Annotated in this window: 22 protein-coding genes and 1 pseudogene; 14 read left to right on the top strand and 9 right to left on the bottom strand. The window is 64.0% G+C overall.

Annotated elements, in window-relative coordinates:
• Nucleotides 1-63 precede the first annotated feature (63 nt).
• The gene (locus AB1I47_RS13810) at nucleotides 64-2340 is read left to right on the top strand and encodes a xanthine dehydrogenase family protein molybdopterin-binding subunit (protein WP_354684310.1); all 2277 of its coding nucleotides are present in this window, start codon (nucleotides 64-66) and stop codon (nucleotides 2338-2340) included.
• Nucleotides 2341-2367: 27 nt separating this feature from the next.
• A pseudogene (locus AB1I47_RS13815) lies at nucleotides 2368-2496 on the top strand (monooxygenase family protein); the annotation flags it as partial.
• 192 nt (nucleotides 2497-2688) lie between these two features.
• Here the strand turns inward: AB1I47_RS13815 and AB1I47_RS13820 are convergent.
• Both AB1I47_RS13820 and AB1I47_RS13825 read right to left on the bottom strand, forming a co-directional pair.
• On the bottom strand, nucleotides 2689-3669 hold the full coding sequence (locus tag AB1I47_RS13820) for an ABC transporter substrate-binding protein (protein WP_354684311.1): 981 nt from the start codon (nucleotides 3667-3669) through the stop codon (nucleotides 2689-2691).
• Between the two features lie 355 nt (nucleotides 3670-4024).
• On the bottom strand, nucleotides 4025-5080 hold the full coding sequence (locus AB1I47_RS13825; protein ID WP_354684312.1) for a LysR family transcriptional regulator: 1056 nt from the start codon (nucleotides 5078-5080) through the stop codon (nucleotides 4025-4027).
• A gap of 435 nt (nucleotides 5081-5515) precedes the next feature.
• Here AB1I47_RS13825 and AB1I47_RS13830 point away from each other — a divergent pair, with 435 nt between their 5' ends.
• The 8 genes from AB1I47_RS13830 to AB1I47_RS13865 all read left to right on the top strand — a co-directional run bounded on the left by AB1I47_RS13830 (nucleotide 5516) and on the right by AB1I47_RS13865 (nucleotide 12446).
• Complete coding sequence (locus AB1I47_RS13830) at nucleotides 5516-6487, top strand: GlxA family transcriptional regulator (protein ID WP_354684313.1); 972 nt, start codon at nucleotides 5516-5518, stop codon at nucleotides 6485-6487.
• Between the two features lie 191 nt (nucleotides 6488-6678).
• Nucleotides 6679-7431, top strand: coding sequence for an SDR family oxidoreductase (locus AB1I47_RS13835; protein WP_354684314.1), 753 nt, complete (start codon nucleotides 6679-6681; stop codon nucleotides 7429-7431).
• A gap of 14 nt (nucleotides 7432-7445) precedes the next feature.
• A complete protein-coding gene (locus AB1I47_RS13840; protein ID WP_354684315.1) occupies nucleotides 7446-7946 on the top strand; it encodes an Ohr family peroxiredoxin in 501 nt (166 codons plus the stop codon).
• Between the two features lie 186 nt (nucleotides 7947-8132).
• Entirely contained in the window at nucleotides 8133-8612 is a 480-nt protein-coding gene (locus AB1I47_RS13845) for a carboxymuconolactone decarboxylase family protein (protein ID WP_354684316.1), read from the top strand.
• 4 nt (nucleotides 8613-8616) lie between these two features.
• The gene (locus AB1I47_RS13850) at nucleotides 8617-9024 is read left to right on the top strand and encodes a cupin domain-containing protein (RefSeq protein WP_354684317.1); all 408 of its coding nucleotides are present in this window, start codon (nucleotides 8617-8619) and stop codon (nucleotides 9022-9024) included.
• Nucleotides 9025-9441: 417 nt separating this feature from the next.
• Nucleotides 9442-10602, top strand: coding sequence for a hypothetical protein (locus AB1I47_RS13855; protein WP_354684318.1), 1161 nt, complete (start codon nucleotides 9442-9444; stop codon nucleotides 10600-10602).
• The gene (locus AB1I47_RS13860) at nucleotides 10599-11618 is read left to right on the top strand and encodes a PoNe immunity protein domain-containing protein (protein ID WP_354684319.1); all 1020 of its coding nucleotides are present in this window, start codon (nucleotides 10599-10601) and stop codon (nucleotides 11616-11618) included. The genes AB1I47_RS13855 and AB1I47_RS13860 overlap by 4 nt, the downstream gene beginning before the upstream one ends.
• 108 nt (nucleotides 11619-11726) lie before the next feature.
• The gene (locus AB1I47_RS13865) at nucleotides 11727-12446 is read left to right on the top strand and encodes a LuxR C-terminal-related transcriptional regulator (RefSeq protein ID WP_354684320.1); all 720 of its coding nucleotides are present in this window, start codon (nucleotides 11727-11729) and stop codon (nucleotides 12444-12446) included.
• Here the strand turns inward: AB1I47_RS13865 and AB1I47_RS13870 are convergent.
• From AB1I47_RS13870 to AB1I47_RS13900, 7 genes are all read right to left on the bottom strand, one after another.
• The gene (locus AB1I47_RS13870) at nucleotides 12440-13657 is read right to left on the bottom strand and encodes a patatin-like phospholipase family protein (RefSeq protein WP_354684321.1); all 1218 of its coding nucleotides are present in this window, start codon (nucleotides 13655-13657) and stop codon (nucleotides 12440-12442) included. The two genes, AB1I47_RS13865 and AB1I47_RS13870, sit on opposite strands and share 7 nt — an antisense overlap.
• A 47-nt stretch (nucleotides 13658-13704) precedes the next feature.
• A complete protein-coding gene (locus AB1I47_RS13875) occupies nucleotides 13705-14493 on the bottom strand; it encodes a 3-hydroxybutyrate dehydrogenase (protein WP_354684322.1) in 789 nt (262 codons plus the stop codon).
• Nucleotides 14494-14543: 50 nt separating this feature from the next.
• The gene (locus AB1I47_RS13880) at nucleotides 14544-15287 is read right to left on the bottom strand and encodes an acetoacetate decarboxylase (RefSeq protein WP_354684323.1); all 744 of its coding nucleotides are present in this window, start codon (nucleotides 15285-15287) and stop codon (nucleotides 14544-14546) included.
• A gap of 243 nt (nucleotides 15288-15530) precedes the next feature.
• Complete coding sequence (locus tag AB1I47_RS13885; protein ID WP_354684324.1) at nucleotides 15531-16418, bottom strand: tryptophan 2,3-dioxygenase; 888 nt, start codon at nucleotides 16416-16418, stop codon at nucleotides 15531-15533.
• A 26-nt stretch (nucleotides 16419-16444) separates the two neighbouring features.
• The gene (locus AB1I47_RS13890; RefSeq protein WP_354684342.1) at nucleotides 16445-17761 is read right to left on the bottom strand and encodes an amidase; all 1317 of its coding nucleotides are present in this window, start codon (nucleotides 17759-17761) and stop codon (nucleotides 16445-16447) included.
• Between the two features lie 62 nt (nucleotides 17762-17823).
• Nucleotides 17824-18942, bottom strand: a complete 1119-nt coding sequence (locus AB1I47_RS13895; RefSeq protein ID WP_354684325.1) for an iron-containing alcohol dehydrogenase — start codon at nucleotides 18940-18942, stop codon at nucleotides 17824-17826.
• Nucleotides 18943-19085: 143 nt separating this feature from the next.
• Nucleotides 19086-19997: a LysR substrate-binding domain-containing protein gene (locus AB1I47_RS13900; protein ID WP_354684343.1), complete on the bottom strand. Its 912-nt coding sequence runs from the start codon at nucleotides 19995-19997 to the stop codon at nucleotides 19086-19088.
• 207 nt (nucleotides 19998-20204) lie between these two features.
• Between AB1I47_RS13900 and AB1I47_RS13905 the strand changes: the two genes are divergently transcribed.
• The 4 genes from AB1I47_RS13905 to AB1I47_RS13920 all read left to right on the top strand — a co-directional run bounded on the left by AB1I47_RS13905 (nucleotide 20205) and on the right by AB1I47_RS13920 (nucleotide 24082).
• On the top strand, nucleotides 20205-20888 hold the full coding sequence (locus tag AB1I47_RS13905) for a nitroreductase (RefSeq protein ID WP_354684326.1): 684 nt from the start codon (nucleotides 20205-20207) through the stop codon (nucleotides 20886-20888).
• 83 nt (nucleotides 20889-20971) lie between these two features.
• Nucleotides 20972-21922, top strand: a complete 951-nt coding sequence (locus tag AB1I47_RS13910; protein WP_354684327.1) for a ring-cleaving dioxygenase — start codon at nucleotides 20972-20974, stop codon at nucleotides 21920-21922.
• 35 nt (nucleotides 21923-21957) lie between these two features.
• Nucleotides 21958-22584, top strand: a complete 627-nt coding sequence (gene wrbA / locus AB1I47_RS13915; protein WP_354684328.1) for an NAD(P)H:quinone oxidoreductase — start codon at nucleotides 21958-21960, stop codon at nucleotides 22582-22584.
• Nucleotides 22585-22948: 364 nt separating this feature from the next.
• A complete protein-coding gene (locus AB1I47_RS13920; protein WP_354684329.1) occupies nucleotides 22949-24082 on the top strand; it encodes a GNAT family N-acetyltransferase in 1134 nt (377 codons plus the stop codon).
• Nucleotides 24083-24121: the final 39 nt, after the last annotated feature.

The raw sequence follows: 24121 nt of genomic DNA on the forward strand, positions 1-24121 counted from the left end.
CGCAGGGTGTTATTTCGATACGCCGGTGGCCGCGGCGACGTGCAATAGCGACAGAGAGCGAACATGACGACGAATTTGCAGGGTGATGCAGGCAAGGGGCCGGGCGCTCCGGTGGGCCTGCCCATCGACCGGGTTGACGGCAGGCTGAAGGTGACCGGCCGCGCCACCTATGCCTATGAGCAGCGGGCGGACGGCGGCGCGCCGATGGCGTACGGCTATATCGTGGGTGCCACCATCGCGCGCGGCCGCATCCTTGCCATCGACACCCGGCAGGCGCGGCAGGCGCCCGGGGTGCTCTATGTGATGACGCATCTGAACGCGCCGGCGCAGCCTCCTTTCGGGCCATCGGTGCCGCCCACCCCGCGCGACGTGTTCACGCGCGCCCGGCCATACCTGGCATCGGACCGCGTGCGCTACTACGACGAGCCGGTGGCGCTGGTCGTGGCCGAAACCTTCGAGGCGGCGCGCGCCGCGGCCGCGCTGGTACTGGTCCGCTACCAGGCTGAGCGGGGTGAATTCGAGCTGACGCCAAGGCTGAGCGAAGCCTACAAGCCACCGCGCACCAACGCCGGTTTTGCGCCCGACAGCGCGACGGGCGACTTTGACAACGCGTTCTCCCAGGCCGCCGTCGCGGTGGACGTGACATACGCCACGCCGTACCAGAGCCACAACCCGATGGAGCCGCACGCCACCATGGCGGTATGGTCGGATGCGGGCCTGACCGTCTACACGGGATCGCAGACGGTTGGCAATTTCCAGGCCGGCCTGGCCGCCACGCTGCGCATCCCGCCGGAACGGGTGCGCGTCGTCAGCCCCTACACCGGCGGCGGATTCGGTTCCAAGCTGATCATCCATGCCGACACCGTGCTGGCCGCGCTGGCGGCCCGCGAACTGCGGCGGCCCGTGAAGATCGCGCTGACGCGCCAGCAGATGTATGCCAATGCCGGCCATCGCGCGGCCATGTCGCATCGTGTCCGCCTGGGCGCGGACCGCGACGGGCGGCTGTCGGCGATGGGCTATGAAGTCTGGTCCGCCACCTGCCGGTTCGAGGAGTACTGCGAGCAGACCGCGGTGTTCGCCCGCGCGTTGTACGCCGCGCCCCACCGCGCGACGCGCCACCGGCTGGTGCCGGTCGACCTGAATCGCGGCGAATGGATGCGTTCGCCCGGCGAGGCGCCAGGCATGCAGGCCTTCGAGTGCGCCATGGACGAGCTGGCCGAGCGTCTGCGGCTCGACCCCATCGAGCTGCGCGTGCGCAACGAGCCCAAGCGCGAGCCCGAGACCGGCCTGCCTTACTCGACCCGGAACCTGGTGGCCTGCATGCGCACCGGCGCCGAACGCTTCGGCTGGCAGCGCCGCCGCGCCGCGCCACGCAGCGTGCGCGAAGGGCGCTGGCTGGTAGGCATGGGCATGGCGGCGGCGATACGGCCGAACTACCTCGGCGCCGCGGCGGCACAGGTGGCCATGGACGCCCGCGGGCGCGTCACGGTGCGGCTGGACATGACCGACATCGGCACCGGCACCTACACCATCCTGACGCAGATCGCGGCCGAAAGCCTGGGCGTCCCGCTGAACTGGGTGCGGGTCGAGCTGGGGGACAGCCGGTTTCCCCGCACGGCGGGGTCGGGCGGGTCCTGGGGCGCGGCCAGCGCCGGCTCGGCGGTCGCTGATGCCTGCGCGCAGCTCAAGCGCCGGATCGTCGCCGCCGCGCGCGGGCAGGCCGAAGGCGCCCCCACTGAGGCGCGCTTCGCTGATGGGGCCGTTACCCTGGGTGGTCAGACGCAACGACTGGACGACCTGCTGGCGCGCATCGCGCCTGGCGGGCTGCAGGCGGACGGCCGCGTGGCAGGCATGGGTGAAGCATACAAGGCGTATTCTCACCATGCCTATGGCGCGCATTTCGCCGAAGTCGCAGTCGATGCCGATACCGGCGAAGTCCGCATGCGGCGCATGCTGGCCGTCATCGGCGCCGGCCGCATCCTCAACCCCAAGACGGCGCGCTCCCAGATCCTGGGCGGCATGACCTGGGGCATCGGCGCGGCGCTGATGGAGCAGACGCTGCTGGACGCGCGCTACGGCGGCTTCATCAACCACGACCTTGCCGAATATCTTGTGCCGGTCAACGGCGATGTGGCGCAGATGGATGTGGTGTTCCTGGACGAGCCCGACCTTAATGCCAACCCGCTGGGTATCAAGGGCCTGGGGGAACTGGGCGTGTGCGGCGCAGGGGCGGCGGTGGCGAACGCGGTGTACAACGCCACCGGGGTGCGGGTGCGGGAGTTTCCCGTGACGCTGGATAAGGTGCTTGCCGGGTTGGAAGCCGCGCAACGGATGGCATAGGGACTATGGAAAGGACAACACCAGACTATGATCCACGCCAGGCGCCTGACCGCTGAGCTCGACGGTGAGTTCGTCGTCTTCCTGATCGGCATGCGCATCAACAAGCCATGGAAGATCCACCGATGGTTGCCGGTGGTGCTGGCCATGCCGCGCATGCTGAGCGAGGCGGTCACCCCCACCCCTCTCCCGCGCGCGGGAGAGGGGTGCGTATGCTGGACCTCGTGGCTTCGTTTGGATGCAAGAGGGGGCGATGCGCGGGTGGCAGCTCCCCTTTCCGGCAGGCAGCGGCGCTGCCCGGCTGGACGCCGTAACGGGGCAGGGATCCTTGCCGCGCCGTGCGAATCCGGGTCAAGCGGTGAGAGCAAAGCCGGTGTCGAAGGTCTGCCGCACCTCGAGCCGTTGCTTCAGCAGTCCCGCCTTCAGGTAGAAATCCGCCGTGCGCTGCTGCTCGGCGATCAGCTCGGCGTCGATATTCCGCCATTGCGTATGCCGCCGCTCGAACTGCAGCCGCGCCGCCTGCGGGGAAATCCCGATGATGCGGGCGAGCGTCGCCGAGAACTCCGGTACGTGCTGGTAGGACCATTGCTGTGCACGCACCACCCGGCGCAGGAAGTCCTGCAGCACCGCACGCTTTGTTGCCAGCGCGGCATCGGTGGCGGCGAGATAGCTGAGGCCGGACCACAGCCCGCGGCCGCTGACCAGCACGCGCGCGTGGCCACTGGTTTCGGCCATCGCGGTATAGGGCTCCCAGGTCGCCCACGCGTCCACGGAGCCGTTGCTCAGCGCGAGCTTGGTATCCGCCGGCGGCAGGAAGCGGATGTTGGCGTCCTCTGGCCTGAGCCCCGCGGATTCCAGCGCCTTGAGCGTGACCAGGTGCCCGATCGAGCCGCGGTTGGTGCCGATGCTCTTGCCCCTGAGGTCGGCTGCCTGCCGCAGCGGCGAGTCAGGACGCACCAGGATTGCCGTACCGTACGGATCAGAGCGGTTGGCGCCGATCAGCTTGATGCGCGTACCGGCCGCCAGCGCGAAGATCGCCGGGCCATCGCCGATCGGACCGCTGTCGACCGCGCCCGCGTTCAGTGCCTCGGCGAGCGGCGCCGCGGCCGGGAACTCGGTCCATTGGATGTCGTAGCTCAGGCCCTCGAGCGCGTTGGCGGATTCGAGCAGCGCGCGCAGGCCGCCTTTCTGGTCGCCGGCCTTCAGCACCGGGCGCCCCTGCGCTTGTGCGTTGCCGCTGGCGAAGGTGGTGAAGGAGAGGATCGGGCCCGCGGCGAGCGCGGCCGTGGCGGCGGCGCCGTGGCGCAGGAACTGTCGTCGGGAAGCGGTCATGACGTTCGCGGGGGATATCGGAACACACGAACGTACGCCCGCGGCACGCGAATGCCAACGAATAAAACCGGCATTCCATATGCGGGGGCCAGCCGACGGCGACCTCTCAGATCACGCCACTGCGGCAAACCGCCAGCGCAAGCCCGATATTGAGCGTTGCCACCGAAATCCAGCCGACAAACGAAATGACAAGTCCGTAGCGGTACATAGTGCTCTCCACTGGTTTGGTCCAGGCGCCGATGACTAACAGGGTAGGCGCCGCGGCCATGCAGCAGTAGATTCGTACCGGACTCCTCAGCGTTTCCTTATGCGCACCAATGCCGCAGCATCGACGGCAGACCTCAATGTGCCGGACTCAAGCTGCCAGTCCTCGCGCCGCAATCGGGGCATCCATATAGAAATCGCTCAGGCATTGCAGATTCAGCGCGCGGATGTGCTCTGTCATAAAGTCGATAAAGACGCGAATGCGGGTCGGCAAGTGTTGCCGGCTCAGGTAGCAGATGTAGTGTCCGCGGTCGTCGGGAGCATGCCTGGCCAGCGCCACGACGAGTTCATTGGCTGCGATATGGTCGCAGATCTGGTACCCGGCCATCTGCGCGATGCCCCATCCCTGCAGTACCGCGTCCAGCACAAGATCGGAATCGTTGAACGTCAGGCGGGCCCGCGGCAGGTATTTCCGCATGTGACCGTCGACCTTGAACTCCCATTCGAACACCCGGCCGCTTGCAAAGCGGAAGTTGATGCATTCATGCTGGCCCAGGTCCTCCAGCGTATGCGGCAGGCCGTGCGCTGCCACATAGGACGGCGCGGCACAGAGCGCCATTTGCATGGGAATCAGTTGCTTGGCAATGATGCTGGCATCCTCGATGCGCCCGTTGCGGAAGGCGACGTCGATCTGATCGGAGGCGAAATCGGTCGGGCGGTCGTCGAGCAAGAGTTCGATCGCGATGTCGGGGTAGGCTTTGATGAACTTGTCCAGCAGCGGCGCAACGACCTTCCGGCCGAAGCCAACCGTCGCGCTGATGCGCACCAGCCCACGTGGCGGGCCCTGGCGAAGCTCCAGCATGTCGTTCATGGCTTCCACGATATGCGTCACACCCTGGTGGCAGTTATCGAAGAAGCGCTGCCCCTCGCGGGTGAGTTGCGTGGTGCGCGTGGTGCGGAGGAACAACCGCGTACTCAGCTGCGTTTCGAGCTTCTGGACGTTGCGGCTCACCGCCGAGCGGCCGATGCCCAGCCGTTCGCCAGCCCTGGCGAAGCTGCCTTCGCTTGCCACCGCCATAAAGGCCAAGATGCCCGCGTAGCTCGCGGCAAAGCTCGTGGAGAGGGCGTCAGCGCGATTTGGCAGGCTGAGACGAAAACCGCGTTCCGCCGATGTGTCCGATGTGCCCGCTACGTCCAATGGATCCATTTGTGCTGCCCCAAAGTGATTGCCGCTGCTTCCTTCAGCCCTATGCCGATATACGTAGGGACTACGGGACACGTCTCGATGCATGACTGAATTCCTGCGGCGGGACTGCCAGGCTGGATCGAAACGCTTACCCGGATGGCGACTGCGCTGATCTTAATCAGGCCCTCCTGTACCGTAAATGACAGCGTGCCCAGATTTCCTGCCAAACGGCCAGCCCCTCTCGCCACGCGGCGCGGGCTTTATCGGGGATTGGTGCGAAAGTGGAAACCTCGCCGCTACGCCAGTTGTCTCCGGCGGGACACCAACCGCGGGACATGACAGCGGCCGGCGCCTCGCTTGCGCACGATCGTTCAGATGGCATACCATCGCTCGATTTCAGCGATTCCAGCCATGGTCTTGATCCCACCGCCGCTCACCCCGGGAACCATTGAAGAGATGCCACGTAACGTTCTCTTCGTGGCCTACCCCGATGTGAGCCTGCTTGACCTCGCCGGGCCCCAGACGGTGTTCTGGGCTGCCTCCGGCTACGCGCGCGAGCGGGGCATGGCAGGTTATCGCTGCCATACCGCCAGCCTGTCCGGCGGCGGGGTCGCGGCGGTGGAAGGCACTTCGATGCAGACCGCGGCGCTGGCATCGTTCGACATGAGACTGGTCGACACGGTGGTGGTGCCGGGGTCCCCGAACATGCTCGAGGTTGCGAAGGATTCCGGGGCACTGATTGCGTGGCTGGACACCGCCGCCAAGGAAGTCCGGCGCGTGGCATCGGTATGCAGCGGGGCTTTCCTGCTGGCATACGCGGGCTTGCTGGATGGCAAGCGCGCGACCACCCATTGGGCGATGCACAACAGGTTCCGCGAACTGTTTCCGACGGTCGACCTCGACCCCGAAGCCATCTTCGTGCAGCAGCAGCATCTCTGGACCTCCGCCGGCGTCACCACCGGTATCGACCTGGCGCTGGCCATGGTCGAGGAAGACTATGGCCACGAGGTGGCGCTGAATACCGCGAAGGAGCTTGCGGTCTACATGAAGCGGCCGGGTGCCCAGCCCCAGCTCAGCGAGATCCTGATCACGCAAAGCCGGCAGGTGCCGGTCTTCGAGACGCTGCACCTGTGGATCGTGCAGAACCTGTCCCGGGAAGAACTCTCCGTCGAGCAGCTTGCCAGCCGCGTCGGCATGAGCCCGCGGAATTTTGCGCGGGTCTACAAGCAGAAGACCGGACGCACACCGGCCAAAGGCGTCGAGCATTTCCGGCTGGAAGCGGCGCGGCGCCTGCTGCAGGACCAGCACCGGCCGGTCGACCAGATCGCGCGCGAGTGCGGCTTTGGCAGCGAAGAGCGCATGCGTGTGGCCTTTCAAAGGCACTTCGGGCTGTCTCCCAGCGAATACCGGCTGAAAGTGAATCGCTAGCGTCCCCGGCTTTCGCCCGGACAACGTCCCCCCAACGCTATTCACCGGCATCGGGCATGCGGCTGCGGCGCCGGCATCCGGATTGGTGCCAGACAGGAAACACCGTGTCGTCCCGCGTCGGTCTGGCGGGGCGCCGCCGCTTTACCTAGCATGGGTGTGGATTCGTTCCAACCTCATCAAGGAGAAGCAGCATGAAAATCGTTGTCATCGGCGGTACCGGCCTGATCGGCAAGAAGGTTGTGGCGCGGCTTGCCGCCCAGGGCCATGACGTCTTTGCCGCCGCGCCGCAGACGGGCGTCAATGCGCTGACGGGACAAGGCCTGGCCGAAGCGCTCGCCGGCGCGCAGGTGGTGGTGGATGTGGCGAACTCGCCTTCGTTCGAAGACAACGCCGTGCTGCATTTCTTCGAAACCTCGGGCCGCAACCTGGCGGCAGCCGAGAAGGCGGCGGGCGTCAGCCACCACGTCGCGCTGTCCGTAGTGGGTACCGACAAGCTCTCACAGAGCGGCTACTTCCGCGCCAAGATTGCCCAGGAGGCCCTGATCCGGAATGCGGGCATTCCCTACACGATCGTCCGGTCGACGCAGTTCCTGGAATTTCTCGGCGGCATCGTGCAATCCGCGGGGGAGGGCGACACGATCAAGCTCTCGCCCGCACTGATCCAGCCCATCGCTTCCGATGACGTCGCGCACGCGGTGGCGGATAGCGCCGTTGCCGCGCCGGTCAATGGCATTGTCGAGATCGCCGGCCCGGAGCGCTTCAAGATGAGCGACCTCGTGCAGCGCTACCTGAAGGCCATCGGCGACTCGCGCACCGTCGCGGCCGATCCGGCCACGCGCTACTTCGGTGCCGAGCTCCAGGAAGGCACGCTAGTGCCGGAAGGCGAGGCGCGCCTCGGGCGCATCACCTTCGAAGAATGGATGCGCCAGTCGCAGCAAAAATAGTCCGGGGACCCTATATGAAAAAGGAGAGGCTGCAGCCGCCACCGCTGACGCTGCTCGATCGATACCGGGGCCAGGGATTCACCGCGCTGTACACGACCACGGTCACGGTATCGGGCGGAGAGTGCGCGCACGGCCGCGCATCCGGCGTCGCGAGATCCGACGATGGCAATCTCGTGCTCGACCTGCGCTTGCCCGGGGCGCTGGGCGGGCCGGGCAGCGGCACCAATCCCGAGCAGTTGTTCGCGGCAGCCTACGCCGCCTGCTTCCACGGCGCGCTGAGTCTGATCGCGCAGCGCGCGCAGATCGATATCGAGGGCACCGTGGTGGCGGTCGAAGTGTCTTTCGGCCGCGACCCCGTCGATGGCGGCTACGCGTTGATTGCCGACGTCCGCATCCGCATGCCGGTCGTGGAACGGCATGTCGCGGAGGAACTCGTCCGCCATACCGAGCGCCTGTGCCCCTATGCAAAGATGACTCGCGACGGCATACACAGCGTTGTGACGGTTTCAGACTGACGGTGCGATGGCTGGGGTCGCGAATGGTGCCGCGATTGGTGCCGAACCGACAACAGCGTGCGCACCGTCGCGGCACTACCGGCCTCCTGTGCCAAAGCCTACGATTCTTCCCAAGCCCTACCTGCTGCAACAAGCATGCAGCAGGTACGGTGAACCCGACTCACCCAGCTCACCAGGAACGACATCATGACCCAACGCCTCAACTACTTCCAGCAATCCCCGGAACTGTCCAAGAAGCTCATGGAGCTTGGCGCGCTGTTCCAGAAGACCACGATCGAGCAGCCCATCCGCGAACTCGTCGAGATCCGCGCATCGCAGCTCAATGGCTGCGGCTTCTGCGTCGACATGCATATCAAGCAGGCCAGGATCCACGGCGAGCGCGAACTGCGCCTGCATCATGTGGCAATCTGGCGCGAGTCGACGCTGTTCTCACCGCGCGAGCGCGCCGCGCTGGCATGGACCGAGGTGCTGACCAACCTTCCCGCCCACGGCGTGCCCGATGACATCTTCGAGCGCGTACGCACCCAGTACTCGGAGAAGGAGCTTTCGGATCTGACCTTCCTGGTGGGGTCGATCAATACCTGGAACCGCCTGAACGTGGCATTCCGCACGGTACCCGGCTCGTCGGACAAGGCGTTCGGACTCGACAAGGCCAACCTGGAGTGATGCCATGAAGAAAGCCCTTTGCGTCGCGACGACCGTGCTGTTGTCGAGCCTGACGATTGTGCCGCCGGCAGCGGCTGCACCGGAGGTGAAGGTCACGCCTCTGGCCACGGAACCGTTGCCCGAGTACGCGGGCAAGGAGGTCCAGATGATCGCCGTGGAGTATCCGCCTGGCGGCGGCGATCCGGTCCATCGCCATGACGCGCACGGCTTCATCTATGTGCTCGAGGGCAGCATCGTCATGGGCGTCAAGGGCGGCAAGGAAGTGAAGCTCAACGCCGGCGACACCTTCCATGAAGGCCCTAACGACATCCACACCGTCGGGCGAAATCTCAGTAACACGCAGCCCGCGAAGTTCATCGTGTTTCTGATCAAGAACAAGGGCGCGCCGATTCTGACGCCGGTGAAGCAGTAACCGGTTTATCTACGTCGTACCGCTAACGTCCCGCTTGGCCGACGTCCCCCTCCCGGAGACGTCGGCTTTTTTTTCTTTGGGATATTTCTGATTCCTTGACACATTGCGTCTACAGATGCCTACCTGCGTGTTTCCTATATTGAGATCAACCAATTCTGATTGATGTGGGATTTCCACGAAGGGCTGGGATATAGCGCACTTTGCCTTAAGTGTTAAAAATGTGTATCTTATCAAATCCAAAATTCTGGGCAGATCACAACAGGCATTGGTGACCATGCCGTACGCCGATGACGAGACGATCATGGGTCTGCTGTATGCCGGGGATGTCCCGCGTAGCCACGGACTTCGGCTTGATCCGTCCATCAACCCTTTGCGAGCAAAAATAATGCAGATCCCGCCCGGCGCGGTCGTGGTGCCGTGCTCGACCTGCTTGATGTGTCGAAGTTTCAACCGCATATCAAGACGCTGACCGAGACGCTCAAGAGTAACCGACTGGTGGAGGCGCTGGATGCTGGCACCCGCCAGCGTATCGTTGACACCGCCAATCGCTTGCAGCCAGGTTTGAACAAGCAATTCGGAAAGTTCTCAGGCGAGGTGCGGGGTTGGTTGAAGAAGCAGCCGAACAACTCTGCCGAGGCCGATTACGTCAGCAAGAAGGTGCCCAAGAAGGCAGAGAAGCCGAACGCCAAGGGTGGAACCGCCTCGGAAGCGAAAGAGCATTCCAGCATCGGGCACACCGGGCGGGAGAGCATCTTCCACGCAGCGGTCTCGGAACTCACGCAGAGCCGCCTTTTCTTCAAGGGCGTGCTCGGTGAGCACATGGCTGATTACTGGGTGATCGAACAGGGCTGGGCCGCTGGTTGGCAAACACATGACTGGGGCATGGATGGCAAGTGGCCGAGCCCAGATCCCAAGGCTCCGCGCAAGCTCAATGACCGTGGTGCGATGACGCCGCTGTTGCCCTTGGTCCTCCGAGGCCGCGGGATTGATGCACTGTGGCGCACCAACGGCAAGAACGGTAAGTCTTATGCCGTGATTGAGGCCAAGGCTTACACTAATCCCGCCACGCCGCTGAGCACGATGCTCGAGGACCGACACGACAAGCAGGAATATGGGGACTACAAGGAGAAGCTCCGTGAGTGGAAGGGCAAGCGTAGAGGTGGACGCGGTCGAAGCGGCAAGCGTAGCAGCAAGGTCGCTCAACAACCTCACCAGCCCGCATCGTTGCCACCACCGCAAAAGCCAGAGCCGAAAACTATGCAGATGAGCCACACGTGGATCCAGGATCGCATCAGCAATGCGACTAACGACTTAGTAGCTCGCAGCGAACTCTTAATTCCCGCGGGCAATCAGGCGCGCTATTCGAGGCATGTGCTCCTATTCAGCGTACCGGCGGTTTACGACCACACAATCGCGCTGGCGAAATGGATAAGGCATCAAGCGAATGGCGGACAACCGCCGCAGGATAGCGAACATGACTGCCATAACGCGACGCGCATTTTCGGTGACGCAGAACTGGCTGCGGAAGAGCGCCGGAGAGCGAAAGCACGTGCTTCCAAAGGCGGAGTGAAACAATGACCAACACACCATCATTATTCCCGCAGCCGCCAGACTTCGAGAGGCGCAAGCGGCAACCATTCCTGTTCGAAACGTACTACTCCAGCTACATTAAGTGGTTCGAAAGCGTCATGCGGCCTGCCTTGAAGGAGGGATCTGTTTCGAATACGGAACCCAAATGGTTGCACCTCGCATGGCGCGCATATGCAAGTGAGTTGTTCACAGTGCTGGCTCTTAAGTACACGGCGGGGGAGTCTGTCGAAGAACTGCGAGACCAACTCGCCGAAATCGTTCAGTGCCACGAACAAGCAGCAACGGCGCAAAGGGAGGCCGAAGGCGACCCGCACTGTTCCGGTGTTGACCTAGCGTACATTGACGACTACGTGCACTATGTCGGGTTGCTTTCACTTGCCATCCTGTTGCATCGTGAGGACTTGATTCCTCGCCTTCACGGCTTGATTGCAGGCTCGGCGTTCGATAAAGACGATGCCTTAGTAGAAGAACTGCTGACTCGCTACTTGCGAGATCGTCCCTATCTCGACACGTTCTATCACGACGAACCATACGAGCCGCTACTGGATGCCACCGCAGGTGACACACCGGATGAGAAGTTGGCGGACCTCAAAACCTACCTCAAGAAGTGGTACGGCGGCATGAAAGGCACTGGCTGGTATAACGCTCACAAGGGCATGACGGACGAGGGCGGTGGAGGTTACTTTGGCTACTGGGCATGGGAAGCCGGGGCAATCGCATACCTGCATGGCATCGACGATTCGACCATTAACTCGATGTACTACCCGAAAGACCTCGTAGCCTACGCCCGCTCCGTGTCGCCGCCCCCGACCGATGGCTCTTCGTCCGCGTCTTCAACGCTTCTGCGCTGCGAAGCCGGAGAGCCGTGCCCGCGGAGCGGTTTCTGGACTTCACCCGCATACACGGGCGGCCGTCGTCAGTTCCAGCAAGGCGAGATCATGCCTGAAATCGAAGGCAACTCGTGGGGTGCGACCTTCTGGTACTTCGATGAAGCGGGCCAGTAGCGCGATGATCGCTTCGCGTGTAATTCCTAAGCGAGCAGTAGATCACGTCTTGACGGCATCGCGCGCCCACCGCAAAGCCAGGCGCAATTCCAAGGCAGGAGGTAGGAAGTGACTCACCCCCCGTCACTCTATGCGCGGTCGTCAGATTTTGAGAAATGCAAAAGGCAACCGCTTCTATTTGAAGCTTACTACCGCAATTATGTGCATTGGTTCAAAGAGGAGATCATCCCTGACTTTGTTGATGCGATTCCGTCGGTGACCTTGCCTGAAAGACTCGTCCTTGCATGGGCTGGACACGGAGATCGCCTCTGCAACCTACTGTTACTGGAATACACTGCAGGCGAACCCATTGAGTCCGTGAGCGGGTGGTGCCTGCCGGTGGTCTTTATCACCGGCCATGGCGATATCGAGATGACGGTACGGGCGATGAAGGCTGGTGCCGTTGACTTCCTCGCCAAGCCGTTCCGTGACCAGGACTTCCTGGATGCCGTCACCGAAGCTGTCGCAATGGATCGCAGCAAGCGCCAGGCGCTGCAATGCGGCGATGACCTGCGCGCGCGCTTTGCGTCGCTCAGCGACCGTGAGCGCGAGGTTATGCTGCTGGCGGTATCGGGACTGATGAACAAGCAGATTGCGGGGGAGATCGGCATCAGCGAAGTGACCATCAAGGTCCACCGTGCCCGGGCCATGCGCAAGATGGCGGCGCGGACCTTTGCCGATCTCGTCAAGATGGCGCTGCAACTGGAACTGCCGCAGCATCGCGCCACCCCCTCAGCGGCGCCGCGCCATGGGGTTGGCGCGGTGCCGCAGCCGATGGCCGCCTACTGACTGAGCTCGGCATGCCGCCGGTGGATGTCATGCGTGACGAACGGGTTCTCGTGCGTTGGCATGGCAAGCCATTCGGGATGCTGCAGCGTCCCGCGGATGTCTTCCAGTCCGCTCGCCCAGTGCTCCTTCATGGTCAGCGGCCCGAACTGAAAGTCCTTCGCGCTGCCTTCAAACGACTTGTCGCGGTAGATTAGCTGGATGACGTTGCGGCGGGCGTCGCAGGCATTGGCCGCCGCACGCTGGAAGGCCTCGCTTTGCCGGCGCGCTGGCGGCACCAGTGCGAGAACATCGTTGAGCATGCGACGGAAGTTCTGCTGCTCGCTCATATAGTCGGTGATGAAGCGCGTCCTGCTGGAATACAGGACATCCTTCTGGCGCGCCGCCACCGCCATCAGGTCTTCGGGCAGCGGTCCGCGTGCGCTCCACAGGTCGACCTGGAAGATCAGCGCGTTGCGCCTTGGCCTTGCCCTCAGGATGGCGGAAAGCGGGGTGTTGGAAACCAGACCGCCGTCCCAATAGAATTCGCCGTCGATCTCCACCGCGGGAAAGCCTGGTGGCAGCGCGCCGGAAGCCATGAAGTGCTCGGCGCGAAGCCTGGTCTCGGTATTGTCGAAGTAGACGAAGTTGCCCGTGCGCACGTTCACGGCACCAACCGACACGCGCATCTCGGCATGGTGGTTGATCCGGTCGAAATCGGCGAAGCGCTCGAGCGTGGCCTTCAACGGTCTCGTGTCGTAATAGCTGGCGCTGTGCGCGCCCACTGACTGCGCAAACGGCGCCGGCCAGAGGCGAGGGGAGAAGAACCCGCGCTGTCCCTCCACCAGCGCGCGAGCGGCCTCGATGCCATCGAACCAGATACGCAGCGGATCCGGCCAGTGCTGTGCGGTTTCGGCAATCGTGTCGTACGGGACCAGGCTGGGAAGCCATGGCTGCCGGCAGATGTAGTCCCAGAACTCGCGCAGCTTCGTTACGCGATGCTCGGGCGCGTTGCCGGCGAGGATCGCCGCGTTCAGCGCGCCGATCGAAATGCCCGCGATCCAGTTCGGCTCGATGCCGGCTTCGGCAAGGCCCTGGTAGACGCCTGCCTGGTAAGAGCCAAGGGCGCCGCCGCCCTGCAGAACCAGCGCCCGTACGGCGTAGCCGCGATCCACTTCGGTCTTGACCCTTGCGGTGCCTGAGCTGCCCTGCAAGTCTTGTCTTTCGTAATACATGATTCTCTCCTGCTCGACTGGCGTGCCGCCCCCGGGATGCAACGCGCTTATTGCATGTACCAGCCGTGGCTCACCACGAACGACTGTCCGGTCAGCGCGGCCGAAGGATAGGCGCACAGGAACAGGGCGGTTTGCGCGACGTCGTCCACCGTGGTGAAGACGCCGTCGACGGTGCCGCCCAGCATCACGCGACGCACCACTTCCTCTTCGCTGATGCCGAGTTCACGCGCCTGTTCCGGAATCTGCTTGTCGACCAGCGGCGTGCGGACAAAGCCGGGGCAGATGACATGCGAGCGGACATTGCGCTCGCCACCCTCCCTGGCCACCACGCGCGCCAGACCCAGCAGCCCGTGCTTGGCGCTCACGTAGGCGCACTTGAGCGGCGAGGCTTCATGCGAGTGGACGGAGCCCATGTAGATAATGGTGCCCCCCTGGTTGTCGCGGTACATATGCTTGAGCGCGGCGCGCGTGGTCAGGAAGGCGCCGTCCAGGTGGATGGCCTGCATGCGCTTCCAGTCCGCGAAGCTGTACTCGTGCACAGGGTTGACGATCTGGATGCCGGCATTGGACACCAGGATGTCGACGCCGCCGAACCGGTCCGCCACGGCTTGTGTCGCGCGATCCACCGCGGCCTCGTCGGTGACATCCATGGCAACGCCCATGGCATGGCCGCCACGGGTTTCGATCGCGTCGGCGACCTTGCGCGCGGCGTCCTCGTTCAGGTCAGCCACGGCCACGGCCGCGCCTTCACTGGCCAGCAGTTCCGCGATGGCCTTGCCGATGCCGCTGGCGGCGCCGGTCACGATAGCCGATTTGCCTTGAAGCTTCATGTTCATTCTCCGGGGAGTGGTGAGATGGGGTACGAGGTTGCTGAGTGGGATGCCGGTCACGACTGCAGGTAGTCGTGGACGACCTCGCCTAGCCCCAGGGTCAGGTCGGCGATGTAGTGCCTGGCGCCAATGACTTCGAGTACCGGCAGCGATGCCACCGGTGCCAGCGCGTGCGGGAAGAGGGACAGCGCCGCCGGGCCGGTCCATGCGCCCTTGACGTCGACCTCCTTGAGGAAATAGCAGACCAGCTCGCAGACACGGGCAGAGCCATCCACATGCGGCAGGATCTTGAGCAGGAAGTTGGGTGTGTTGGCGAGGGCGTCCCGAACCTGGTTCTTGTCGATGGCCTGGTGCTTGTAGCCCATCGTGCCGGTCGCTACCCGGACCGGGCCATAGTCGAGCGTGCCCAGCAGCGTATCGGTCTCGACGGCGAGCCGCGGACTTGCCAGCTTCTTCGGGAATCCCCACAGCTCGCGCCCGGCGGCGAGCGGCGGATGGTCATCGAGAAACATCGCGTGGGTGTAGTTCCCGCGCCGCCCCTGGTAGGTGACCGGGATCACCTGGCCGGATTCGGTGTAGTCGCCAAAGCCCGTCGAGTCGGGCATGCGGATGAATTCGTAGTGCACCACCGGCTCGGCGATTTCCAGCGGCTCGGGCACGACTGCACGCAGCAGGTCCGGGTCAGTGCGGTACGAGATGACAAGGAACTCCCGATGAAGAAAGCGATACGGCCCCATCGGGTAGGCCGGGCTGACTAGCGGCGTGGCAAACGCGCGCTCCCGGATGGTCTTGACGTCCATGGTGCTTGAGCCTCCTGAGGCGATACCGTGCTGTGTTTCCGCTGTCCCCATGACAGCGGTGCAGCACGGTCCGTTTCATTCTCGGACGTCAAGCGGGGTGAATCCATTAGACGTGGGTATCGCTGGCCGACCATGATGGATCAGGCCGTCATACCAGGTATGGGGTGACTCATGCCTGAGTAGGACGGCATGGCGCCGAGGGATGAGACGCCGTATCCCGAGCGATCGGGCCTGGGGTCAGCCTTACCGTTTGGCGTGGTGGGGGCAGCCGGCGGGCGGATCACCGATAAAGCCCCTTGCCGACCAAAGTTCGGGAAACGGAATTTCGTCGAGCGTTGGCTTCAACCAGGCAATGCCCTCGGTGCCAAAGTAGGCCGCTCGCCCGCCGAAGGTGCGGCGCGTGGCCATCAGGTGGCGGAATTTCCAGGTGGTGAAGGCTTCGGCGATATCCATCAGCGTTTCGCCGAGCTGGGTCAACGCGGGACTGGTTTCCTGGCTGGTGTAGATCGTTCGCCATACCTGCTCGACTTCCTGGCGCGGCACGTACGGCTCGCTCAGGTTCCGGTGCAGCACCTCGTCCGGAAGCTTCATGCCGGCGCGGGAAAGATACGCCAGCACGTCGTCGTACAGGCTTGGCTCGGACAGCGCGCGGTTCAGTTGAGACCAGCGCTCAGGTTGGGGGACAAAATGCTGGAGATGCTCGGCTTGCTTGATCCCCAGCAGGTACACCATATGCCGGTACGTCCAGCCCTGCAGCGCCGTGTCCTGGCCGTGCCTGGCGGAGACCTGCGACAGCATCGACAGCAGATCGGTTGGCGTCATCCAGGCGATCGAACGCCACGTGGCATTGAGCGGCTCATGGTGGGCGACCACGCGCAGCAGCGCGCGATGCGCCTCGGTGAGGTTGTTCTCGCGCAAGTGGCGTTGTGCCGCCTGGATTTCCCGGATGATCAGCATCCAGTAGAGCTCCGAGACTTGTGCGGTGACGATAAATCCGTACTCGCCGGGATGATCGCTGACGGGCTGCTGCAAGCTGTGCAGCGCTTCGGTCTGCAGCCAGGAACTGTAGGGCGTGTGTCCGGACGTGTTCTCAACGGGCGTGCTGTTGTCGGTCGTTTGCGCTTGATGCATGTTGTGCTCCTCCAAGGTGATGCAAGTCAGACGACGCTGGAAACGGTTTCAAGCAAGCGCTCCATTTCCAGCGCGATTTTCAGAAGCGCGCCGTCGTCGCCGGGGCGGGCAACGATCTGCATGGCGGCTGGCAGCGTGCCGCTGGCGGCAGGCAAGGGAATCGAGATGGCAGGGAAGCCCGCGAGATTGAACGGTGCCGTATAGCTCATCAGTGCCTGGCGCACCGTGCCGGTCCAGCCGCCGATCGCGATCGAACTGGCATCCAGTGCCGGTGCCAGGCACGGGCAGGTGGGGAGCACCAGGTAGTCCACCGTCGACATCGTCGCCCGCAGCCGGCGCATCAGCCGGTGCCGCGTTTGCTGGGCCGCGGCATAGTCACGGATCGCCATTTCCTTTGCCAGGTCCAGCCGCTGCCGGGTTTCCTGGCTGTAGTGTTTGGCGATGCGCGCCTCGTCGTTTCTCCTGAAGTGCTCAATGCTGGCTTCGGTCAGGACGATGGACGCGAACGCGTTGTAGGCGCCGTCGAACAGGTCGGCGGGATCGACGGACTCGCAGGCGAATATCTCGCGCAGCCGCGTGATGGCACGGTCGAACGCCGCGGAAACGGCCGGGCTAGGCTGCACCGGTGGAAGCGACGCCATGACCCCGAGCCGTGCGGACAGCCACGCATCGCTATCGGGAATGGCGATATCGAAGGCCTCCGCCAGGACCATGATGTCGTCGACGCCCTGTCCGAGCATGCCGGGGTGATCCAGCGTGGGCGCCAGCGGGAAGATGCCGCGCGTGGACAGTGCGCCCAGTGTCGGCTTGAAGCCCGCGACGCCGCAAAGCGCGGCGGGAATCCGTACCGACCCGCCGGTATCGGTGCCCAGCCCGCCCGCGACCACGCCGGCGGCAATGGCAGCGGCGGCACCGCCGCTGGAGCCGCCCGGAATCAGGCGCCGGTCCAGCGGGTTCAGGGTGTCGCCGAAGGCCTCGCTGGAAGTGGAGACACCCCATGCAAACTCATGTGTGGTGGTCTTGCCGACAATGATCGCGCCTTTGTCCACGAGGGCTTTGACAACATCGGCATCGGCGTCTGGCACATGACCCATGTATGCCAGCGAGCCATAGCGGGTCTCGATGCCCCTTGTGTCGATCAGGTCCTTGACCGCCACCGGCAGACCTTCCAGTGGCCTCTGCTGGCCCGCCGCATAGCGCCTGTCGCTTTCCATCGCTGCCTTGAGCGCGCAATCCCAGTCGATCACCGAAAAGGCATTGAAGTCCTTCTTGCTGGACTCGGCCCGGCTGAGCGTCAGCTCCGTCAATGCATAGGCGGTCGTACGTCCTTTGCCAAGGGACATGAGCGTGTCGCGCAGCCCGGTGAAATGCGCGATGGGCCCGCATGGTTCGATGTCTTGGCGCTTCACCACAAGCTCTCCAGCAAAGCATCGAGCCTTGCGCCGCTGCGGTCGCCCAGGTCACCCACCTCGCTGGGGTAATGCTGCCGCAGCAATGCGCCCACGCGCGGCAACAGCGAACGGTCGAAGTCCAGCGTGCGAAGCCGGGCAGGGAGCTCAAGGTGCTCTACCACTTGGGCGATCCTGTCGGCCAGCCGTGTCGCGGCATGGCTGGTCGCCTGGCCGCGGCAGAAGATCTGCAGCTTGTCGCCATAGCGTTCGCCGCAGGCGCGCAGCACCGGGGCGAGGGTGATGCAGGAGGTAACGCTGTGTGGCAGGCCAAAGGTCCCGCCCAGGATGTGCCCAATGCGGTGGCTCAGGCCGTAGATGACCGACGCGGGGAAGAAGTAGCACTGCCAGGCGGCGAGCTGCAACTGCAGCAGATCGTCGGTGGTGACATGCCCTTCGGCAAGCGCCCGTTGGGTATCGAGCTCGCGCGGCCACTTCTCCAGCACGGCAAAAAACCGCTCGACGCCCGCTGCCGCGAGCATGGCGTGCGGATGGTCCACGCCGACCTGGCGCATGCCTTCCACGGCATGATCGATGCCCTTGATCGCCGAGGAAAGCAGCAGTTCGCGCGGCGTGTTGCGCAGCAGCTTCGGGTCGATGACCACCACTTTCGGCACCGTCTCGCGTACGGCATAGCTGCGCTTGAACGGCTGCGGTCCCGTCGTCTCGGTGATGCCGAAATAGTGCGAGAACTCGGCGCCAGACAATGTGGTCGGAAAGGCGGCAATGGCAAGGTGGCGGCCTGTCTCTTGATGGTGCAGATGCGAGACGGCCTTCGCGGCATCAAGGACGGATCCGCCGCCCAGCGCGATGACCGAGTCCGCGCCGGCACGCATGCACGCTGCCAGCGCGCGACGCACGCCGACATCCGGCGCATGCGGCGGCAGGTCGGTAAAGACGCCCACGCCTGCGTCCACATGCGCCTGCAGGTGTTGCGCGTGGAAGTCCCGCAGCGGCTCGACGGTAAAGGTCAGCGGGCGCCGGATGCCGTGCTGGCCGAGCGACGCGACAGCAGTCGGCAGTATGTCGTGGCCCCAGAAGATCGCATCTTGTGGCAGGCAGTTAAGCTGGTTCATCAGTGTTCCACTCCAGGGTGACGTTGCGGTTGGCTTATCCCTGGTTGGAAACGATAGTCGATCAGTTCGGCCTTGAAAGCTGGCTGGCGCCGAACGCAGCGTCCATGAATATGGAACGCCCGTTGGAGGGGAGAGGAGCCAGCTCAGCTCCGGTCGAACGCAGTGACCTTGGGCAGCTCCACGGCGAGGTAATCGACCAGCGACCGCACCGCGGGAAGCTGTCCGGTCCGATAGGGAATCAGGGCGGAGATGCGCGCGTCCGCGGCGATCCAGCCCGGCAGTACTTGCCGCAGCACACCGGCCCGCAGCTCGTCCCGGCAGATATACCCTGGCAGCGCTGCTACGCCAATGTTGGCGCACGCTGCCTCCTTCAGGGACATCATGCTGTTGCTCGAGAACCGTGGCTCGATCGGGATGGTGACGAGCCTGCCGTCGGGCCCGTGCAGTTGCCACTGCAGCGGCGGCTTGCGCACCATCGCGACGATGGCATGGGATGCAAGCTGCTCCGGTTCCGTCAGCGGCGGCATCCGTTCCAGGTATTCGGCGCCCGCGAACAGGCACCATGGCGCCCTGGCAATGGGCCGTTGCACCAGGTTGGAATCCTGCAGGGGCGAGGTATGCCCGCGGATCGCCAGGTCGAAGCCTTCGCCGACGACATCGACCAGCCGGTCCGTGGCGATTTCCACGATGCTGACCTTGGGATTGCTGCTCAGGAACGTCGGCAGGATCCGGCGCAGCGCAAACTGCGCGAGCTCGACCGCTACCGTCACGCGAATGATCCCGCTGGGTTCGGTCAGCCGCTGGCGCATCGCCTGTTCGGCGACGTCGGCGCTCTCCAGCAGGGCAACGGCGTATTGGTAGAACTCCGCGCCCACGTCGGTCACGGCGAACTGTCGCGAGGTGCGGTTGATCAGGCGGACGCCCAGCGAAGTCTCCAGCTCCTTCACCCTGTGACTTACCGTCGACTTCGGCAGCCCCAGGCTGTTGCCGGCAGACGTAAAGCCACCGCGGTCGACCACTTGCACAAAGTAAAAGACGTCTTTCAGGTCCAGCATCTGGCTGCCTTGATAGCGGTTGGGCCGATCGGGGTGGGCGTTCCATCCCATGGTACTGCAAGGGGTGCGCGCGGCGCCACGGTCGGACGCCGCAAAGGACCGCGCCATGCGATCGTTCGAATCCCTCGGACCCTGCGTGCAAGCGCCAGCCCTTCTCAAAAAATCTGCAGCAACTAAGCTCGCTTTCATCAACAGAGGAGACAAGAGATGGATGTAGCTGTTGTGGTCGATGCACTGATTCGCGGGCGCCAGACCAAGCGCGGCTTTCTCGACCGCGCGGTGCCGCTCGACACCGTGCGCGAGATTCTTTCCGTGGCGAAGTACGCGCCGAGTTCGAGCAATACCCAGCCCTGGCGCTGTTACATCGTCGTCGGCGAGGCAAGGGCGCGGCTCGTCGACGCCGCGGTGCAGGCATACCGGGCCGACCCGGAGAAACTGGAACCCGAATACCCCTTTTTCCCCCAGCCGTTGCACGAGCCTTACTCCGAGCGCTTCAATACGTTCCGCGGCCAGCTCGGCGACGCGCAAGGCGTACACAGGAGCGACAAGGTTGGACGCAGGCGCGATGTCGAGCGCCAGTTCAGGTTCTTCGACGCGCCCGTCGGCTTCATTTTCACGATGGACCGGCGCCTGGAGCGGGCCAGCTTTATCTGCTACGGCTGCTTCCTGCAGAACATCATGCTGGCCGCCCGCGCCAGGGGCCTGGATACCTGTCCGCAGCAGATCTGGTCGCTGCAGTACCCCGTGCTGCGCAAGCATCTCGGCATCCCCGAAACCGAGATGGTGATTGCAGGGATGTCGCTCGGTTACGCCGACGACAGCTTGCCGGAAAACAACATGCAGCTGCGCAAGCTGGAGCTCGAAGAGTTCGTATCGGTCGTCGAAGCGTGATGCGACCGGGCTTTCACCACTTTCTCTGACGGCGGCGCTGGGCCGCTCTGTTTCAATCCCTCAACTTCGAACGGGAGACACTGATGTCGATTATCAAAGGGTTTCATCACCTGACCGCTGGTGTCAGCGGCGCACAGGAAGATGTCGATTTCTACGTAAAGGTGCTCGGACAGAGCCTGGTGAAGAAAACCGTGCTGCTCGACGGCGAGGATCCGATCTACCACCTCTACTACGGCAATGCCAATGGCGATCCCGGCACGCTGGTGACGTCGTTCCCGTTCGGGCAGAAGGGCGTCAAGGCCAGGCCCGGCTCGGGGCAAGTGCGCGTCATCAACTATTCCGTGCCGCGCGACTCGCTCGAATTCTGGAGAGACCGGTTCGGCGCGAAGGGCGTTTCGTATGCCTCGGAGATGACCGAGCGCTTTGGCGAGCGGCGTCAGCGGTTTTTCCACCCGTGCGGCATTGAATTCGATCTCGTGGAAACGGATCACGATCCAAGGCCGGCCTGCACGGCAGCGGACATTCCCGAAGCCGTTGCGATCCGCGGCGTGCACAGCGTCACGCTGTCGCTGCGCGACGTAGACGAGTCGATCCTCTTCATGACCGAAGCGCTCGATTTTCGCAATGTGGGTGCCTCCGGTCCCTACCATCGCTTCGAGACCGGCACGGGTGGCCCGGGCATGGTGGTCGAGCTCCTCCACGAGCCCGAGCGCCGGCAAGGGTCGTCCATTTACGGCGAGGGCACCGTCCACCATGTGGCCTTTGCCGTCGACAACGTGGCGCAGCAGATGATCCTGAAGGAACGGTTCATGGCCATGGGCTATATCGACACGTCGGAGTCCGTCAATCGCAATTACTTCCGCTCGATGTACTTCAAGATGCCGGGCGGGGTGATCTTCGAAGCGACCACGACCGACATCGGCTTCGCGATCGACGAGGCGCCCGGGCACTTCGGCGAGGAATTCCAGCTGCCGCCCTGGCTGCAAAGCCGCAAGGATGAGTTGCTCGGCCGGCTTGAGCCGATCGCCGTGTAGTCCCCACAACGTTCGACAAGGAAAGTCCAAAGACGATGTCTACACCCAAGATTCTGATTGCCTTCTACTCCCGCAACCGCTCGACTGAGCGACTGGCGAAGGCCGTTGCCGAAGGCGCCATGGAACTCGGTGCCGAGGTGCGCCTGCGGCGCGCCCGCGAGGTGGTTGGCCCGGAGGTCATGCGGCAGGCGCCGGGCTGGCTGGAGAACGCCGCGGCGATGAACGCGCGGTATGAAGCGCCGACGGAGGCCGACGCCGAATGGGCGGACGCGATCGTGTTCGGTACGCCAACGCGGTTCGGCTCGATTTCGACGGAGCTCAAAGCCTATATCGATGGTCTGGGCGGTCTCTGGTTCAAGGGCAAGCTGAACGGCAAGGTCGGCTCGGTATTCGGATCGACGTCGTCCAGGCACGGCGGCAATGAGTCGACGCTGCTGTCGATCTATACCCCGATGGCGCATCTCGGACTGATCATCGTGCCGCTCGGCTATGCCGATGCGGTGATGTTCAAGGCCGGCACACCGTACGGCGCCACGCATGTCTCGAATCTCGACGCCGACAAGCCGGATGAAGACCATCTTGCCGTGGCGAGATTCCAGGGCCGCAGGGTGACCACCGTTGCGCGGGCCTTGCATGGTGAGCGGGAAGCCGTGCCTGCCTGAGGCGGGATCATCCCAGGAGGCCGGCGTCCGCTGGTCTCCTGGCATCGGCGACAGGGACAGTCGATGAGGCACCTGAAGCGGAACTCTATTGCGCCCCTGCTGGTAAGCATAGGCCGGCTCCACCAACCTGACGAGCGACCGTACCAGCTGCCTATGCGCGTAACCCCACAGAACCATCGACAACGCCATCACTCAGGTAGCGGTGAATAGCGTAAGCTGGCTTACAAAAAGCGCCGTCAGACACGACTGGTAGATAAGGCAGGAGCATCGCTCTGATGTGTGGATGCGGCCGGGACTATCACCGCTCGGGTTCCGCCGGCGCAGTACCTCAGGTCGACAAAGAAACGAACCATGAACTAACGGCATGGAAGAAGCGATGAACATGTCGAATGTGATTGCCGATGCCGCGACAAAGCCTGCCCGGCCGGCTGCCGACCGCGACTGTCAAGCGCACCCTGACCATGCCGCCGGTCCTGATGCGCCAGCCGCGATCGGGCCCGCTGCTCCGGTCAGGCAGATCCCTGACATCGACGTTGGGGGCAACGCGGCGCAACGCCGGTACCGCCAGCTTTGCAATACTGCCAATATTCCGCTGTTCAGCCAGGCATGGTATCTGGACGCCACTGCCGGTCCCGGGAACTGGGGCGCTGTACTGGTGGAACGCGGTGGCCAGGTGGTCGCAAGCCTGCCGTACGCCCCCCGGCGCATGTACGGGTTCTCGGTCATCGCCCAGCCCGCGCTGGCCAAGATGGCCGGACCGTGGCTGGCACCGATGGAGGGAAAGCCGGCGAGGGTGCTGGGTCAACAGAAGGAGTTGATGGACGAACTGATTGCGAAGCTGCCGCGGTTCGACCATTTCCAGCAGCACTGGGATCCCAGTCAGACCAACTGGCTGCCCTTTGCCTGGAAGGGATTCCGCCAGACCACCAAGTACACGTACGTGCTCGATGACCTGTCGGATACGGGCGCGCTCTGGAATGGCATGCAGCACAACATCCGGGGCGAAATCCGTAAGGCGGGCTCCCGCCATGGTCTCCAGGTGCGAGACGACCTTGGTGTCGACGAGTTCATCCAGCTGAACCGGCAGGTCTTCACCCGGCAACGCATGCGGTTGCCATATACCGCCGACTACGTGCGCCGCCTTGACGCTGCGTGCGCCGCGCGAGGGGCCCGCAAGATATTCATCGCCGTGGATAAAGCGGGCCGCCGTCATGCGGGTGTCTATCTGGTCTGGGACGGGCAAGTCGCCTATTACCTGATGGCCGGCTCGGACCCGAAGCTGCGCACCAGCGGCGCGTCCAGCCTGTGCATTTGGTACGCCATCCGCTTTGCCTCTGGCGTGGCGCGCACGTTTGACTTCGAAGGGTCGATGCTGGAGCCGGTCGAGCGCTTCTTCCGGGCATTCGGCGCCAGGCCCCAGCCTTACTTCTTTGTTCAGAAAACCCCCTCCCGCATACTCATGACCTACCTGTTCCTGCGTTCGCTCCGCAATCCCTGAGGAAGCGCCGGTCACGGTGCGGCGCGGCTGCCGCCGACG

This window comes from Cupriavidus necator (assembly GCF_040578825.1).
Taxonomy (GTDB): Bacteria; Pseudomonadota; Gammaproteobacteria; order Burkholderiales; family Burkholderiaceae; genus Cupriavidus; species Cupriavidus necator_E.